This is a genomic window from Xanthomonas sp. WHRI 10204, from assembly GCF_040202875.1.
Taxonomy (GTDB): domain Bacteria; phylum Pseudomonadota; class Gammaproteobacteria; order Xanthomonadales; family Xanthomonadaceae; genus Xanthomonas.
Map to the genome: position 1 here is coordinate 423,287 of NZ_JBEGDW010000002.1, position 16,405 is coordinate 439,691.

Consider the following 16,405-nt stretch of genomic DNA (forward strand, 5'->3'; position numbering starts at 1 on the left):
GGCGCGGCGCGCGCGATCCATGCGTCCGCCGCGTCCAGCTGTCGAGCGCTGCATGCCGCATACAAAAAATGTAGGAAAGTGCGTTGACAGCCGCACGCGCAGCTTGCACAATTCGCCCCCTGAGTCGCCCAGGTGGCGGAATTGGTAGACGCACTAGCTTCAGGTGCTAGCGGGGGCAACTTCGTGGAGGTTCGAGTCCTCTCCTGGGCACCACGACTCACGGTAGATCGTAAAAAACCTCGCTTCGGCGGGGTTTTTTGCGTTTGGGCGCTTGCTTTAGCGCACTACTGGCCGCTGAGCCGTGGTCTGTTGCAGGCAGTCTCCGGCGGCAGGTCCATCGAACGATTCCGCCATCACGCGGCCAGGGCACCAGCCAAGCTCACGCCGGGCAGTAAGCGCATGCGTGGTGGACCCCTGTAATGTGTTGCCAGCAACACATCACAGCGCGCAGCCGCGCCCAACAAACACCCAAGCGCCATAGCAATGACTTTCGACACGCGCCGCACGCGATCCAAACGCATGAGGATGCCTCGTCACCCTCATGGCAATCCCCGATGCGCCGCTCGCTGCCACTTGCCTTGATGCTGATTGCCACGTTCAGCACGCCCGCGTGGCCACAGCAGGTCCATCCCGGCGCGTCGCAGACGCATCGAGCCCAGGTGTCATCGCACCAATGCGGCCTCGGCACGGCGTTCAATGTGCTCGCCGACAGCGGCGGCATCTGGCTTTACCGCGACACTGGCGTGCCGCGCGAGGTGTTCTTCCACGCTGGCGAGCTGAGCATCGATCACCAAGTGCAACAGATCAGCGCTGCCGACAGCGAGCGATTGCGCGCGATGGAACAGCGCACCCGCGCGCTGATGCCGCAGGTCGCCGAGCTGGCACACGCGGTGGTCGACCTGAGCTACGACGCGCTGGGCGGCGTGATCGAGGTGCTGACCGGCAGTTCGCTCAACGCCCGCAAGATCACGCGCCTGCGCAAGCGTGCCAACGACTATGTCGATGGCACGCTTGGCAAGGGACGCTGGGATCAACAGGCCTTTGATGGGAACTTCGAGCGCTATGTCGAACACGAAGCCGAAGCCTTCAAAGGCAGCATCGCGCGTCACATGCTGTGGCAGATCATGACCGGCCGCTCGGATGCGATCGATGCACGCGCTAAGGCGATGGATGGCCAACTCGACGCCAGACTGGATGCGCGGGCACGCGCAATCGAAGCCAGGGCCAGCGCCTTATGCAGCGATGTGCAAACGCTACGCGCCTTGCAGGATGCACTGGATGTGCGTTATCAGGGCCATGCATTGCAGTTGCTCGATGCAATACCGGAAGACGACCGCAACACCATCACCGCAGCCGCGCGCGCACGCCCAGTGGTTGAAAAAGATATCGCCAACGATGGAGCGCTTGCGTTACCGCAACCGGTAAAACTGCAAGACGGCACCGAAGGTGCGCCGGCAGCTTCGATGACGCATCACTAGTGTGTCGGAGCGGCTGACAAATGCCGCGAGCGGGATCGGGCGCACCGCGCGGAGAAGCGGGTTGTAGGAGCGGCATCTGCCTATTGCGAACACCAGCCGCACTCGCCGGGAGATCGCGCAACGTTGTGTTAGCTGCACCTAGAGCGGCCAAAACGTGGCGAGCAGTCCTCAGGTGGGTACGGACGGCACGCTCAGAAACGCACTGTACAAGTGTGTTCTGTGCCGCACTGAGCACCGGTCGCACCCGCCTAATGGTGAGCACAGTCGGTTTGTTAGCGGCTCTCAGTCGGCCGTGCTGGACTTGTCCTTGATCGCTTGCCTGATGCGCTTGGAGCGTGCGAGGTCTCCGGCCGCCTCATACGCCTCGGCAAGACTGTCCAAGGCATTTCTGGATGCCGGAAACAAGTCCACGTTGAGTGCAAACACACTGATCGCGGCGGTGGCGCCCAGGTTGGATAGCACGGTGTAGCCGGTGGTGTTGATCGCCCGTTCGAGCGCCGCGTCGGACAGACCGGGCCGTGCCCGGAGTGCATGCGCAAAGGTGCGGGTCTCCTGCTCGTCGGGAGCGCGCAGTGCGAAGGCGATTAGTGTTTCAGCCAGCGATTTACTGGGAAACCGTTGCGCTGAGAGCGTGGCAAGGATGCTGTCCAGCAGCACCCTGCTCCACACACCGCGCGCACTGCCATTAGTGAGATAGACCACGCTGTAGCTGTCACCATCAAGCGTCGTATCGAACAGGATCCGCACCCGCACTCGCGCGCCGCCATCGTGGCCGACCGATTGATACGCGTCGTCTTGCCCGACCTCCCAACCACTGGCGAACCAGCCGCGCTGCCCATTGGGAAGCGTCTGCGGTTGCCAGAGCTTGTGCAGGGTGTCATTGCCCACCAGGCGCCCGGTCCGTACCGCCTCCAGAAACGTGCTCAGATCGTCGACGTTTGTGTACAACTGCCCATGCGCCAGCGCGTACTCCGGCCAGGCGACAGTGGGCTCCGGTTCCAGCTTGCCGTCGGTGCCGAGATACGCGCTGGCTACGCGATGCGCAGGCAGCAGTGGGAGTCCAATTGATGTGTGCGTCAGATGCAGCTTGGTGATGATCCGCTCCGATGCAATCTGCGGATACGGCTTGCGGTAGTGCGCCTGCAGTAGCTGCGCAAGCACCACGTAATTGGTGTTGGTGTAGCGCGTTTCGCTGCCGGGAACGGCAACCAAGGGCTGTGTGGCCAGTCGTTCGAACATCGCCTGCGCGCTGGCCGCAAAGCGCGTATTGGCCTCGTCCGCGCCACGCATCTGCGACGGCTCGAAGTACTCCGACAGACCGGAGGTGTGATCGAGCAGCTGCCGAACGGTGATGTGCTTCCAGGGTTCGGGTAACGCAGGCAGATACTGCCTGGCCGGCTGATCCAGGTCGATCTCACCTGCTTCCACTAATTGCATGATCAAGGTGCTGACAAACAGCTTGGCGACCGAAAACGCCGGAAAGATCTGCTCGGGCGTGACCGGCTGCTGCGTCTGCAGATCGGCAACGCCGTCGACTCCGCGAAACACCTGCTTGCCGTTGTGCACGACAACCACCGCCTGGCCGACGATGCCGTAGCGTTGCCGATTGAGCTGCATCTGCCGGGTCAGACGGTCGGCCAGAGGCTCAGGCGTGGCAGCAACGGGAAAGCAACAGCACACTGCAAGACACAGCAGCAACCATGCAAACCACTGCGGCAGGTGTAGTCGCCGCGCTGGCAGACGCGATGATCGCGTCGTGGCTGGCGACGCTCCATCCGTGAGTGCCCTACCTGCCCAACACCTGACCATCGGCGCTGCTCCTGAGTGAACAGCGCCAGTCTAGCCGAGCGAGACAACCTGCCGTGCGCTCAGTGCCCCCCAGCCGCCGCAGCGCCACCGGCGCCCGCACCGAACGGCGGCTTCGCCAGCCACAGGAAGAAGATGATCGCCAGGAATGTCCAGCCGAGCAGATAGAAGATGTCGTTGAAGCCCATCTGCGAGGCCTGGTGGTTGATCATGTTGTTGAGCGAGGCCGCGCCGCGTTGCAGGTCGCCCTGCCCCATCGCAGTGACCTGTTCCTGCATGCCGGGCGTGTAGACCGAGATGTGTTCGGTGATGTGCGCGTGGTGCACTTGTGTGCGACGCGCCCACAGATACGTGGTCAGCGATGCAGCAAAACTGCCGCCCAACGTCCGCAGGAACGTGGCCAGGCCGGAGCCGGCCGCGATCTCGCGCCCGTCCAGATCCGATAGCAGAATCTGCAGCACCGGCATGAAGAACAATGCCACGCCGACGCCCATCACCAATTGCACGGTGGCCACGTGGCTGAAGTCCACCTGCAGGTTGAAGTTGGAGCGCAGGAAACTGGTGAACGACAAAAAGATAAAGGCGACGGTGGCGAGCATGCGCAGATCGAAACGCAATGCGTACTTGCCCACGAACGGCGTCATCAACACCGGCAGGATGCCGATTGGCGCGGTGGCCAGGCCCGCCCAGATCGCGGTGTAGCCCATGTCGCGTTGCAGCCACTGCGGGATCAACAGGCTCACGCTGAAAAACGCCGCATATGCCACCACCATCGCCAATGTGCCGGCGCGGAAGTTGCGATGTCGAAACAGTTTGAGATCGACGATGGGGTCCTTGTCAGTGAGTTCCCAGATCACGAACACCACCAGCGCCACGGCGGCGACACAGGCCAGCACCACGATCTTGTCGGACGAGAACCAGTCTTCGTCATTGCCCAGGTCCAGCACCAGCTGCAGCGCGCCTACGCCGACCACCAGCAGGATCAGGCCGATGTAATCCATGCGCGGCTTTTCGAGCTGTTCGGGGCGATGCCGCAACTGCGAGCCCACAATACTGCTGGCGATGATGCCCAGCGGCACGTTGATCAGAAAGATCCATTCCCAGCTGTAGTTGTCGGTAATCCAGCCGCCCAGGATCGGACCGGCAATCGGCGCGACCACGGTGATCATTGCGAGCAACGCCAGCGCCTGCCCACGTTTTTCGCGCGGGTAGATCGACACCAGCAAGCTCTGGGTGATGGGATACATCGGCCCGGCGACAAACCCCTGCAGCGCGCGTGCGACCACCAGCATGCCCATGCTCTGCGCCAGGCCGCACAACAGCGATGCCACGGTGAACGCCAGCGTCGACCACACGAATAACTTGGTTTCGCCAAAGCGCCGGCTCAACCAGCCGGTCAGCGGCAACGCGATCGCCGTACTCACCGCGAACGAGGTGATGACCCAGGTGGCCTGCTGCGAACTGGCGCCGAGATTACCGGCGATGGTCGGCAGCGAGACGTTGGCGATGGTGGTGTCCAGCACCTGCATGAACGAGGCCATGGCCAGGCCCATGGTGCACAACGCCACGCTGGCCGGACGAAAGCCGGCAGCGGGCGCCGGCGCCGCCGGGCCGCCGGACGCGGTGGGAGCTTGCGAAGACATGGTGGCTTAGCCCGCCTTGCTGGCAGCCTGCGACGGCAGGTTGTCCTGGATGATGCGATGGATGTCGGCGTCGGCAGCCTGCAACTGCTGCGCATACACATCGGTGGAGAACACCGAGCCGGTCGCCAGCTTGGTCGGCAGCACGCTGCCCTGCTGGTCATGCAGATTGACGTCGACCTTCATCGACAAGCCAATGCGCAGCGGGTTGTCGGCCAGTTGCTTGCTGTCCACCGCAATGCGCACCGGCACGCGCTGCACGATCTTGATCCAGTTGCCGCTGGCGTTTTGCGCCGGCAACAGCGAGAACGCGCTGCCGGTGCCCAGGCCCAGGCTCTCGATACGACCGGTGTAGTCGACGCCACCGCCGTACAGATCCGAATGCAGCTCCACTTCCTGGCCCAGGCGCATGTGCTTGAGCTGGGTTTCCTTGAAGTTGGCTTCCACCCACACCTGCTCCAGCGGCACCACCGCCATCAGCACGCTACCCGGTTGCACGCGCTGGCCAACCTGCGCCGAACGGCGTGCGACATAGCCGGACACCGGTGCCACCACACCGGTACGTGCGTGGTTGAGATAGGCCTGACGCACCTGCGCTGCAGCCGTCTGCACATCCGGCTGATTGGACAGCGCGCTGTCGTCGATCAACGCACGGTTACGCTCGAAGCTCTCGCGCGAGCCGCTCACTGCTGCTTCGGCGGCGGCCAGTTCTTCGCGGACATGCGCCAGTTCTTCGTTGGAGATGGCGCCACTGGCGGCCAGATTCTTGCGTCGCGCAAAGTCGGCACGGGCACTGCGCAAGGTGACTTCGCGTGCCGACAATTCGGCCTGCGCGCCTTCCACGCTGCGGTACAGACCACGCACCTGGCGCACGGTCTTGGCCAGGTTGGCTTCGGCCTGCTGCAACGCCACTGCGGTATCGGCCGGGTCCAGTTGCACCAGCAGCTGGCCGCGTTCGACGCGCATGCCGTCTTCGGCGCCAATGCTGACCACCGTGCCGCCCACCATCGGGGTGATCTGCACCTGGTTACCCTGCACGTAGGCGTCGTCGGTGTCCTCGTACCAGCGGCCGACCAGGACGTACCAGGTCACGATGCCGATGATCGCCAGGATCACCACAATGGCCACGATGCGCAGCGCCGCACGGCGCTTGCTGGGTGCGGCGGGCGCGGGTTGGGAAGAAGTTGGAGTCGTCTGGCTCATCGTCGATGTCTCAGGAATTCGGTTGTGCGGAAGTGGGCGCGGTGTGTGCGGTGTCGCGTGCGGGCTCCGGCGTGAATCCGCCGCCCAGCGCACGTTGCAACCTCACCGAGGCCAAAAGTTGTTGCGACTGCAGCCCGGCCATGCGCTGGCGTGCGACGAGCAATTGCTCCTGCACGCTGAGCACGTCCAGATAGCCGCCGATACCGGCGCGGTAGCGCTGCTGCGCCAGATCGAATGCCGCAGCAGCGGTCTGCACGGCGTCGTCCTGCGCACGTGCGCGTTGCTCCAGCGAACGTACTGCGTTGGCCTGGTCGGCCACTTCGCGCAGCGCCGCGATCACCTTCTGGTTGTAGTCGGCCACCGCCAGGTCGTATTGGGCATCGCTGCCGGCCAGACTGGCACGCAGCTTGCCGCCGTCGAAAATCGGCAGGCTCAATGCCGGCGCAACCACACCGAACACCGACGCGTTTTCCAGCAACTGGCCGACATCGCGGTTCACCACGCCGCCCAGGGCGATGATGTTGAAGCTGGGATAGAAGCGCGTCTTGGCCGTGGCGATGTCCTTGTCGGCCGCCTCCACGCGCCAGCGCGCAGCCACCACGTCCGGGCGACGGCCGAGCAGATCGGCCGGCAGGTTGCTCGGCAGCTGCGCGGCAATGGTCGCGCCCAGCACCGGGCGTGCGATGTCCAGCCCGCGGTCAGGGCCCTGGCCAAGCAACGCCGCCAGCGCGTTGCGCGCCTCGTCGATCTGCTGCTGCGCCGACTGCACCTGCTGCTGCGCGGCCGGCACCCGGGCCTGCGCCTGACGCAGCTGCAGATCGCTGTCGATGCCGGCACTGCGGCGCTGCTGGGTGAGCTCCACGGTCTTGCGCGAGCGCGCCAGTTCTTCGTCGGCCACATCGTGCAGACGCCAGGCGTAGTCGAGCTGCGCATAGGCTTCGGCGATCGCCGCCGACAGGTTCAGGCGCGCTGCCTGCGCATCCACCTCGGCCGCGTGCGCGGTGTCCACTGCCGCTTCCCAAGCGGCGCGCTTGCCGCCCCACAGATCCACGCCATAGCGGAAATCCACCACCAACTGACCGTTACCGCCGAAGCGTCCGCCGCGTTCCTCACCGGCAACCGACTCGGGCAACTGCACGCCTGCGTAGCCGCCGGAGACCGACAGGCTGGGGCCGCGATCGGCCTGCGCGGTGCCGATACGGGCCTGTGCCTGGCGCAGGCGCGCGTCGGCGGCGTCGAGGCTGGGGCTGTGCTGCAGGCCTTCGCCGATCAGCGCATTCAATTGCGCATCGCCCAGCGCGCGCCACCAATCGCTAGCCGGCCATGCGGCCGGGCTCAGCCCGGCTTGCGCCAGCGTGCGCTCGGCATGCAGCTGGCTGGCGTCGAGCACGGTACCTTGCGGCGCCAGCCCACGGCTGCTGGCGCAGGCGGCCAGCGCCAGCGTCAACGCGGTGAGAACAAGCGGCCGCGCCAGGCGCATCGAGCGCGGGCGCAGCGTCTGGATGAAGGAACTAGCAGCGTTCATGAGTTGAGTGCATCGCGGACACGGATAAGAAGGGAGGTGAGTTGCTCGCGCTCAGGGGCATCCAGGTCGCGCAGGCCATGCTCAATCGCACGTTCGCCGCGCAAGCGCAGCCGTTCCCACAGCGCCACGCCCTGCTCGGTCATGACGATCTGCAGCGCGCGCCGGTCCTGGGCATGCGGCTCGCGCCGCACTGCGCCCAAGGCCTCGAGCTTGTCGAGCAGGCGGGTCACCGCGCTCGGCGTCTGGTCCAGAGCCTGCGCCAGTTCGTTGGCCGTGCAGGGCGAACGCACTGCCAGGATCTTCAGACCGACGTAGTGACTGAAACCGAAGTCGGGCAGCTCGCCCTTCATCTCGGCCTCGAGCTGACGCATCAGCGCGTCGCGCACCTGGCGCAACAGCAACCCGAACGACGGCGGAGCGGTGGGGGTTGAATTCATGCAGCACATTTTGTTCCGAAAAATATATTTGTCAACGCAAATATCTCAGCCGGGATTAAACCGTCAGCAAGGATCGTCACCTTACGCGCCACTCTGCCTGGCCCGGTAATACAATCAGGCCAATGACTATCGAAAACTCGCCAACGACCGTGGACGCCCTTCCCCCTGGCGTACGTGCCAGCTTCGAATGGGCCGACGGGCCGGTGCTGATCGCTTTCCTGGCCGACCTGCGCGCGGTGTGGGCGCCGGAGACCGCCTGGCATACGCATGTGCGTGGGCAGCTGATGTTTGTCGAGCAAGGGGTGCTGACCGTGCACACCGAGCAAGGCGCGCTGTCGCTGCCACCGGGCTGCGCCGGCTGGATGCCGCCCGGCCAGCAGCACACCGTGGAGCTGGCCGGTCCGATGCGCGGCTGGGGCGTGGTGGTGCGGCCGGATGCCTGCGCCGCCCTGCCCGCGCAAGGCGGCGTGATCCGGCTAACCGGGTTGGCGCGCGAAGCGATCATGCGCGCCGCCAGCTGGCCGCTGGATCAGCCGCTGGATACCGCCCAGCAACGGCTGGCCGCGGTGCTGCTGGACGAGCTATGCCAGGTCCAGATCGACCACCTGCACCTGCCGATGCCGGCGGACCGCCGCCTGCTGCGGATTGCCCGGCAATTGCTCGCCACCCCCGCCGACCCGCGCCCGCTCGATGCCTGGGCCGATTGGGGCGGGCTGTCGCCGCGCAGCCTGAGCCGACATTTTCGCGACGAGACCGGGTTGAGTTTTGCGCAGTGGCGCCAGCAGGCCCGGCTGGCCGAAGGCCTGCGCCGGCTCAGCCAGGGCAGCGCCGTGGCGCAGGTGGCCGACCAGCTCGGCTACAGCAGCCCCAGTGCCTTCGTCAGTGTGTTTCACCGCCATTTCGGCGCCCCGCCCACCCGTTATCTGGCTGCCGGCCACGCGCGCGGCTTGGCATCCCCCGCCGCATCCGGATAATCGGCGCTCTTCGAGTCCGCGCTCTGGTGCGGGTTCTTCTTTCGCAGGACCTGGCTTTACATGACCGATCTGACCCGCCCCACCTTCCACGGCTTCGAACAGCTGCCGCTGCGCGAGTACGCCGAACGCGCCTATCTCGATTATTCGATGTACGTGGTGCTCGACCGCGCCCTGCCGTTCCTGGGCGATGGCCTGAAGCCGGTGCAGCGCCGCATCATCTTCGCGATGAGCGAGCTCGGCCTGAACGCGGCCGCCAAGCCGAAGAAGTCCGCGCGCACCGTGGGCGATGTCATCGGTAAGTACCATCCGCACGGCGACAGCGCGTGCTACGAAGCGCTGGTGCTGATGGCGCAGCCGTTCTCGTACCGCTACCCGCTGATCGAAGGCCAGGGCAACTTCGGTTCCACCGACGACCCCAAGTCGTTCGCGGCGATGCGTTACACCGAATCCAAGCTCACCCCGATCGCCGAAGTGCTGCTGGGCGAGATCAGCCAGGGCACCACCGACTGGGCGGCCAACTTCGACGGCACCCTGGAAGAGCCAACCTGGTTGCCGGCCCGCCTGCCGCATCTGCTGCTCAACGGCACCACCGGCATTGCCGTCGGCATGGCCACCGACGTACCACCGCACAACCTCAACGAGATCGTCAGCGCGCTGCTGCGCCTGCTCGACGACCCCGATGCCACGGTCGCCGACCTGTGCGAACACGTGCTGGGTCCGGACTATCCGACCACTGCGGAAATCATTACCCCGGCCGCCGACCTGCGCGCCATCTACGAGACCGGCCATGGCAGCGTGCGCGCACGTTCCACCTATAAACGGGAACACGCCAACATCGTCATCGATGCGCTGCCGTATCAGGTGTCGCCGTCCAAGGTGATCGAACAGATCGCCCAGCAAATGCGCGCCAAGAAGCTGCCGTGGCTGGAAGACATTCGCGACGAATCCGACCACACCAGCCCGGTGCGTGTCGTCCTGGTGCCGCGCTCCAATCGCGTGGATGCCGAGCAGTTGATGGGCCACTTGTTCGTCACCACCGATCTGGAACGCAGCTACCGCGTCAATCTCAATGTGATCGGTCTGGATGGCCGCCCGAAGGTCAAGAACCTGCGCCAGCTGCTGACGGAGTGGCTGACCTTCCGCAGCGACACCGTCACCCGCCGCCTCAACCATCGCCTGCAGAAGGTCGAGCGTCGCCTGCACCTGTTGGAAGGCTTGCTGATCGCTTTCCTCAATCTGGACGAAGTGATCCGCATCGTCCGCAGCGAAGACGAACCCAAGCCGGTGTTGATCGCCCGTTTCGCGCTCAGCGAGGAACAGGCCGAATACATCCTGGAAACCAAGCTGCGTCAGTTGGCGCGCCTGGAAGAAATGAAGATCCGCGGCGAGCAGGAAGCGCTGGCCAAGGAACGCGCGCAGTTGATGGCCATCCTGGAAAGCAAGACCAAGCTGAAGAAGCTGATCAAGGACGAGCTCACCGCCGACGCCAAGAAGTTCGGCGACGCACGTCGCTCGCCGCTGGTGCAGCGCGGCGCCGCGCAGGCGATCGACGAAACCGAGATGGTCGCCAGCGAACCGATGACGGTGGTGCTGTCGGAAAAGGGCTGGGTGCGTGCAGCCAAGGGCCACGAGGTCGATCCGGCCGGCATGTCGTATCGCGATGGCGACAGCCTGCTGACCGCGGTGCGTAGCCGCAGCACGCATCAGGTGGCGTTTCTGGATTCGGACGGCCGCGCCTATTCCACTGCCGTGCATACCCTGCCCTCTGCACGTGGTAACGGCGAACCGCTGACCGGGCGTTTTTCGCCGGCCTCCGGCGCCTCGTTCCAGGTCATGGCCAGTGCCGACAACGCCACCCGCTTCGTGCTGGCGTCCTCGCACGGCTACGGCTTCGTGACCCGTTTCGAAAACCTCACCGGCCGCAACAAGGCCGGCAAGGCGATGCTCAACCTGACCGCGGGCTCGCATGTGCTGAGCCCAGCGCAGGTGAGCAACCCGCAGACCGACCGCATCGTTGCCGTCACCAGCGCCGGCAACCTGCTGGCCGTGCCGGCCACCGACGTGCCTGAGCTGGACAAGGGCAAAGGCAACAAGATCATCGAGATCCCCAAGGCCAAACTCGGCACCGAGCGCGTGGTGGCGGTGGTCGCGGTGGCACCGGGCAACACCCTGTTGGTACGCAGCGGCGCGCGCACCATGAGCCTGTCGTTCAAGGATCTGGACACGTATGTGGGCACACGTGCGAGTCGTGGGTCGTTGTTGCCGCGAGGGTGGCAAAAGGTCGATGGACTGGAAGTGCAGTAACGATCTGTCATCCAATCGGCGCGCGGCGGCGCGGTTGGTATCTTCGCCGCCGCGGTTTACTGAGGCGCGGCAAAAGATCGACGGACTGGAAGTGCAGTAACGGTCTGTCATCGCGGTGATGCGCGGTGATGCGCGGCGGCGCGGTTGGCACTGACGCTGAGCCCTGATTCACTGAGGCGCAACAAAAGGTGGACAGGCTGGAAGGTCAGTAACGGTGGTTCGCTGACGCGCCGCGCGACTGCACGTTGTCCGGGCGTTTTGAGTGGCTAATAAAATCACCGCCAGATAGGCGCGGCCGGCGTTGTGGTTCCTATCAGCACACGGCCAAATTGCAGGTGCGATGTCCTCAGCGCTCGCGGGACCCTGTGGCGACATGGATGTCGCCACGGAGTCTCCATGGATGGATATACGACGTGTCCCGCGAGCGCTGAGGGCATCGCGCCCTCGATCAGCTCGGCTTGGAACAACGAGACGACGCTGAAGCTCAAGCTCTGCCTCGCACGGTGCAGATGCGTCGGTTGTAGCGTGGTTGATCTGCGGATTTACTGCAGGGCCCTTGCCCGCCCACCATCGCAGGACACGCTGCAAGTACGTCCATGTAGCTCTTATGCGGCATCCATGCCGCATAAGGTCCCGCGACGGCTGGCGGGCAAGGACCAGTCAAGATGGTCGGTGTGCATGTCGCGCGGATGCCCGGCGCGGTGCGGTCTGATCGGCTCCTTTAGATCTGAGATGTCACTGCTATTCCCGCCACTACGTCACTCGTCAACGCAAACCAACAAGGCAACAGCATGGACACAAACTTCTGGCTACAGCGCTGGCAGGACGGGCAGACCGGCTTTCATCAGGATGAGGTGATGCCGCTGTTGCAAAAGCACTGGCCCGCACTGCAGTTGCCACACGCTGCACGCGTATTGGTGCCGCTCTGCGGCAAGACGCTGGATCTGCATTGGCTGGCTGCGCAAGGCCATCGTGTCCTGGGCGTGGAGCTCTCGCCGCTGGCCGTGACGCAGTTCTTCGATGAGGCCAACCTGCAACCGCAGCGCCACACCAGCAGCGCTGGCGAACATTTCGTCGCCGGCCCCATCGAGATCATCTGCGGCGACGCCTTTGCGCTGGACGCAAGCGTGTTGGCCGATTGCACGGCGGTCTACGACCGTGCCGCGCTGGTGGCCTTGCCGGCGGATCTGCGCCGGCAGTACTTGGAAACTACCTACGCGCGCTTGCCTGCAATGTGTCGCGGGCTGCTGATCACGCTGGATTATCCGCAAGCCGAAAAGGCCGGCCCACCCTTCGCGGTGGATGCGGCCGAGGTGCAGACGCTGTTTCATGCGCAATGGCAGGTGCAGCAGTTGGAACAGCGCGACATCCTGGAGCAGGAACCGCGCTTCCGTGCCGATGGCGTCTCCGCACTATCCACCGCGGTGTATCGCCTGCAACGCAGCTGACACCCGGCCTCACCGCCGGTGTCGGCTACATCGCGGCTGACCCCAGACAACGTCGAGACAAGGTCTGCAACACCACTCTCGACGCCTGGACGGCCCTGACGAAAAACGCCGGCACCAAGCCGGCGATCTAGCTCAGCTCGACGAGCGGTAGAGCGATGAGATCAGCACATCCGATCGGGGCGCAATCGATGCGTGGGCCGTCTATCGCGCTGGCCCATACGCCGCCACCGCCACCGCCGCGCGGCCTTGCACCGCACAGCGGTCAGCAGCGATCCCGCAATCAACCGGCCACGTGGCCCTTGTCGATCTTCGAGGTCTGGTACAGCTCCAGGCCGATCCGCTTGATCAGGCCGAGCTGCTGCTCCAGCCACCAGGCATGATCTTCTTCGGTGTCCTGCAGCTGCTTGAGCAGCATGTCGCGGCTGACGTAATCGCCGTGCTCTTCGCACAGCTTCATGCCGGCAGCGAGCGCCGCGCGTACTTCGTATTCCACCACCAAATCGCGCTCGAGCATCTCGACCACGGTCTTGCCTGGCGCAAACTCCGCCGGACGCATATCCGGGTCGCCTTCCAGGAACAGGATGCGACGCAGCAACGCGTCGGCGTGCTCGGTCTCTTCCTGCATCTCATGGTTGATGCGCTCGTACAGTGCCATCAGGCCCTGATCCTCGTAGCGGCGCGAATGCAGAAAGTACTGGTCGCGTGCCGCCAGTTCGCCGCGTAGCAGCTGCTTGAGGTAATCGACGACTTCGGGATGGCCTTTCATGGTGTGCTCCAGCAACGCAATGCGCGCATGGTGCACTAAGCCGGCAGGCAATGATCTAATCGGAATCACTTTCAGTTGCGCTTGCGGCAAGACCACTCGCAGTCATGATCTGCGGCCACACTAAGACGCCCCACACCACCCCGGCGCAGCGGCAAACGGGCGGTGTCGGCCGGCACTGCATTTGATGCGCCGGTGCTGCTGCTCCCGCCCCACTGCCCGCCCAGGTCTGTCGGCTACCCACGAACCACGCTCCAAGGAATAGACGATGCGCAAATGGCTGACCCGGCTGATGTTGGCAACTGTGGTGCTGGTGCTCGCCGCCGGCCTGACGCTGTATCTGCTGCTGCGCGGCAGCCTGGCGCAGTTGGACGGCGACACGCCCTTGACCGGCCTGACCGCCCCAGTCGGCGTGCAGCGCGACCACAACGGCGTGGTCACCATCGACGCGGCCAGCCAGGCCGATGCGATGCGCGCACTCGGCTACGTGCATGCGCAGGAGCGCTATTTCGAGATGGATCTGATGCGCCGCGCGCCTGCCGGTGAATTGTCCGAACTGTTCGGCCCCAAAGCGGTGGATCTGGACAAGCGCAACCGCGTGCATCGGCTGCGCGCACGCGTGCATGCCAACCTGGACATCGCCGCCGGCAGCCAGCGCGCGGCTCTGCAGGCCTACACCGACGGCGTGAATGCAGGTCTGGCCGCGCTGCCGGTGCGGCCGTGGCCATATCTGCTGCTGCGCCAGACCCCGCGCGCCTGGACGTTGGAGGACTCCATCCTCACCGGCCTGGCGATGTATGCCGACCTGCAGGACAGCGACAATCAGACCGAACTGGCTGCCGCGCGCATCCGCGCCGTGGTGCCGCCCGCCCTGGCGGCGCTGCTCGATCATCAAGGCTCCAGCTGGGACGCGCCACTGTTCGGCGCCGCGCACGGCGATGCCGTGTTACCCGATGCGGCTGCGCTGGATCTGCGTCGCTTGCCGCATCCGCCCGCTACACCGCCTGCCGAGCAACCCACCCCGGGCAGCAATAATTTTGCAGTGGATGGCAGCCTCACGGCCGACGGCCGCGCCATCGTCGCCGACGACATGCATCTGGGCCTGCGCGCGCCCAACATCTGGTTCCGCGCGCGGCTGCGCTATCCCGACGCCGCGGCGCCGGACGGCAAGGTGGACGTCACCGGCTTCACCCTGCCCGGCCTGCCTGCGGTGGTGGTCGGCAGCAATGGCCATGTGGCCTGGGCGTTCACCAACAGCTATATCGACACCGCCGACTTTGCGCGGATTCCCGCCGCCACGCCCGAGCATCCGCAAGCGCTGACCACGCATGTGGAAACGATTCGTGTGGCGGGCGCTGCGCCGGTGCGTCTGGACGTGCGCGAAGCCGCGTGGGGGCCGATCCTGCATGAAAACCCGGATGGCAGCCTGCTGGCGCTGCGCTGGGCCGCGCAGCTGCCCGGCGCGATCCGTCTGGACTTCGCACAGATGAGCAGCGCACGCGACCTGCAGAGCGCATTTGAAGTGGCCGACCGCTCGGGCATTCCGGCACAGAACCTGTTGCTGGCCGACCGCAGCGGGCGCATCGCCTGGCGCCTGATCGGCGCACGTCCTGCACGCAACGCCGGATGCGGCCCGACCGGCATTGCCGAGCTTGCGCCCCCCGCAGCGCAGCCGACCTTGCCCACACCTCCTGCGCAGACCGTCACACCACCGGCCACCTGCATGCCATGGCCGGTGCGCAGCGATGCGGCGCCGGCATTGGTCGACCCGCCCTCGCATCGGCTATGGACGGCCAATAGCCGCGTGGTCGATACGCAACAACTGGCCACGCTTGGCAATGCCGGCTACGACCTCGGCGCGCGTGCGCAGCAGATCCGCGACGACTTGTTCGCAAAGCAGCGCTTTAGCGAGCGCGATCTGCTGGCGATCCAGCTGGACGACCGTGCGCTGTTGCTGACGCGTTGGTGGCAGCTGCTACGCGGCGTGGTCGAGCACAGCAAAGACCCGGCGTTGCAGCAGATCGAACAAGCAACGCGCCAGTGGGACGGCCATGCATCCACCACGTCGGCCAGCTACCGCATCGTGCGCGATTTCCGCAGCAAGATCATCGATGCGGTAGAAGCCGGTCTGCTGGCGCCCGCCCAATCCGCGTTGGGCGAGCAGTTCCTGACGCCGCGTCGCGCACAGCTGGAAGGCATCGTCTGGCCGATCTTGCAGCAGCGCCCCGCCAACCTGCTTCCACCTGCCTTTGCGAGCTGGGACCAATTGCTGAGCGATGCCGCACGCAGTGCGAAGGCAGAGTTGGTGGCGCAGGCCGACCCAGGCCAGCCACTCGACAAACGCACCTGGGGCGAGCGCAACACCGCCGCCATCTGCCACCCGATCGCACGCGCGCTGCCGGCGTTGGCCGCGCGCTGGCTGTGCATGCCGGCCGACCAACTCCCAGGCGATCGCGACATGCCGCGCGTCCAGGGTCCGGCCTTTGGCGCCTCCGAACGCATGGTGGTGTCGCCCGGCCACGAGCAGGACGGCATCGTGCACATGCCCGGCGGCCAGAGCGGCCACCCACTATCGCCGTTCTGGGGCGCCGGCCACGACGACTGGGTCCACGGCCGCCCCACGCCATTCCTGCCGACCACCACAACCCACACGCTGCGTTTGCAGCCGCAGTAAGCGCGCTGGCGTTGTCCGATCTGTCGGATACCGGTCTCGATGCAAGCGAAGAAATGATTGAGCCGCAGTAGCCCCTCTCCTGCGGGAGACCTGCCGACCACCACAACGCACACGCTGCGTTTGCAGCCGCAGTAAACGCGCTGGCGTTGTCCG

Annotated in this window: 11 protein-coding genes and 1 tRNA gene; 6 read left to right on the forward strand and 6 right to left on the reverse strand. The window is 65.3% G+C overall.

The window, feature by feature from the left end:
• Positions 1-126 precede the first annotated feature (126 nt).
• Together ABQZ00_RS12580 and ABQZ00_RS12585 are read left to right on the forward strand one after the other, a co-directional pair.
• Positions 127-213: transfer RNA gene (locus ABQZ00_RS12580), tRNA-Leu, on the forward strand.
• A gap of 446 nt (positions 214-659) precedes the next feature.
• Entirely contained in the window at positions 660-1,478 is an 819-nt protein-coding gene (locus tag ABQZ00_RS12585; protein ID WP_503064277.1) for a DUF2884 family protein, read from the forward strand.
• Positions 1,479-1,760: 282 nt separating this feature from the next.
• On the opposite strand, the gene ABQZ00_RS12590 is transcribed toward ABQZ00_RS12585, so the two are convergent.
• The 5 genes from ABQZ00_RS12590 to ABQZ00_RS12610 form a co-directional block, all read right to left on the reverse strand.
• Complete coding sequence (locus ABQZ00_RS12590; RefSeq protein WP_238686532.1) at positions 1,761-3,095, reverse strand: serine hydrolase domain-containing protein; 1,335 nt, start codon at positions 3,093-3,095, stop codon at positions 1,761-1,763.
• Positions 3,096-3,346: 251 nt separating this feature from the next.
• Positions 3,347-4,927, reverse strand: coding sequence for a DHA2 family efflux MFS transporter permease subunit (locus ABQZ00_RS12595; RefSeq protein ID WP_115512116.1), 1,581 nt, complete (start codon positions 4,925-4,927; stop codon positions 3,347-3,349).
• Between the two features lie 6 nt (positions 4,928-4,933).
• Positions 4,934-6,127, reverse strand: a complete 1,194-nt coding sequence (locus tag ABQZ00_RS12600; protein WP_055845048.1) for an HlyD family secretion protein — start codon at positions 6,125-6,127, stop codon at positions 4,934-4,936.
• A 10-nt stretch (positions 6,128-6,137) separates the two neighbouring features.
• Positions 6,138-7,652: an efflux transporter outer membrane subunit gene (locus ABQZ00_RS12605; RefSeq protein ID WP_323538181.1), complete on the reverse strand. Its 1,515-nt coding sequence runs from the start codon at positions 7,650-7,652 to the stop codon at positions 6,138-6,140.
• Positions 7,649-8,089 carry a MarR family winged helix-turn-helix transcriptional regulator gene (locus ABQZ00_RS12610; protein WP_323538180.1) on the reverse strand — a complete coding sequence of 147 codons (441 nt, stop codon included), beginning with the start codon at positions 8,087-8,089 and terminating at the stop codon, positions 7,649-7,651. Before ABQZ00_RS12610 ends, ABQZ00_RS12605 begins: the two co-directional genes overlap by 4 nt.
• A gap of 122 nt (positions 8,090-8,211) precedes the next feature.
• Between ABQZ00_RS12610 and ABQZ00_RS12615 the strand changes: the two genes are divergently transcribed.
• The 3 genes from ABQZ00_RS12615 (at position 8,212) to ABQZ00_RS12625 (ending at position 12,815) form a co-directional block, all read left to right on the forward strand.
• Positions 8,212-9,063 carry an AraC family transcriptional regulator gene (locus ABQZ00_RS12615; RefSeq protein WP_311240157.1) on the forward strand — a complete coding sequence of 284 codons (852 nt, stop codon included), beginning with the start codon at positions 8,212-8,214 and terminating at the stop codon, positions 9,061-9,063.
• Between the two features lie 60 nt (positions 9,064-9,123).
• A complete protein-coding gene (gene parC / locus ABQZ00_RS12620; protein ID WP_055845059.1) occupies positions 9,124-11,367 on the forward strand; it encodes a DNA topoisomerase IV subunit A in 2,244 nt (747 codons plus the stop codon).
• 791 nt (positions 11,368-12,158) lie between these two features.
• Positions 12,159-12,815, forward strand: a complete 657-nt coding sequence (locus ABQZ00_RS12625; RefSeq protein ID WP_323538179.1) for a thiopurine S-methyltransferase — start codon at positions 12,159-12,161, stop codon at positions 12,813-12,815.
• A gap of 280 nt (positions 12,816-13,095) precedes the next feature.
• Here the strand turns inward: ABQZ00_RS12625 and bfr are convergent, their stop codons facing one another.
• Complete coding sequence (gene bfr / locus ABQZ00_RS12630; protein ID WP_074059611.1) at positions 13,096-13,581, reverse strand: bacterioferritin; 486 nt, start codon at positions 13,579-13,581, stop codon at positions 13,096-13,098.
• Positions 13,582-13,846: 265 nt separating this feature from the next.
• Here bfr and ABQZ00_RS12635 point away from each other — a divergent pair, with 265 nt between their 5' ends.
• The gene (locus ABQZ00_RS12635; RefSeq protein ID WP_323538178.1) at positions 13,847-16,252 is read left to right on the forward strand and encodes a penicillin acylase family protein; all 2,406 of its coding nucleotides are present in this window, start codon (positions 13,847-13,849) and stop codon (positions 16,250-16,252) included.
• Positions 16,253-16,405: the final 153 nt, after the last annotated feature.

What these genes read in the sequence shown, in the direction of transcription:
- ABQZ00_RS12590 (WP_238686532.1), bottom strand. Translation starts at nt 3,095, where the DNA reads ATGCAGCTCAATCGGCAACGCTACGGCATCGTCGGCCAGGCGGTGGTT.
- ABQZ00_RS12595 (WP_115512116.1), bottom strand. Translation starts at nt 4,927, where the DNA reads ATGTCTTCGCAAGCTCCCACCGCGTCCGGCGGCCCGGCGGCGCCGGCG.
- ABQZ00_RS12600 (WP_055845048.1), bottom strand. Translation starts at nt 6,127, where the DNA reads ATGAGCCAGACGACTCCAACTTCTTCCCAACCCGCGCCCGCCGCACCC.
- ABQZ00_RS12605 (WP_323538181.1), bottom strand. Translation starts at nt 7,652, where the DNA reads ATGAACGCTGCTAGTTCCTTCATCCAGACGCTGCGCCCGCGCTCGATG.
- ABQZ00_RS12610 (WP_323538180.1), bottom strand. Translation starts at nt 8,089, where the DNA reads ATGAATTCAACCCCCACCGCTCCGCCGTCGTTCGGGTTGCTGTTGCGC.
- ABQZ00_RS12615 (WP_311240157.1), top strand. Translation starts at nt 8,212, where the DNA reads ATGACTATCGAAAACTCGCCAACGACCGTGGACGCCCTTCCCCCTGGC.
- parC (WP_055845059.1), top strand. Translation starts at nt 9,124, where the DNA reads ATGACCGATCTGACCCGCCCCACCTTCCACGGCTTCGAACAGCTGCCG.
- ABQZ00_RS12625 (WP_323538179.1), top strand. Translation starts at nt 12,159, where the DNA reads ATGGACACAAACTTCTGGCTACAGCGCTGGCAGGACGGGCAGACCGGC.
- bfr (WP_074059611.1), bottom strand. Translation starts at nt 13,581, where the DNA reads ATGAAAGGCCATCCCGAAGTCGTCGATTACCTCAAGCAGCTGCTACGC.
- ABQZ00_RS12635 (WP_323538178.1), top strand. Translation starts at nt 13,847, where the DNA reads ATGCGCAAATGGCTGACCCGGCTGATGTTGGCAACTGTGGTGCTGGTG.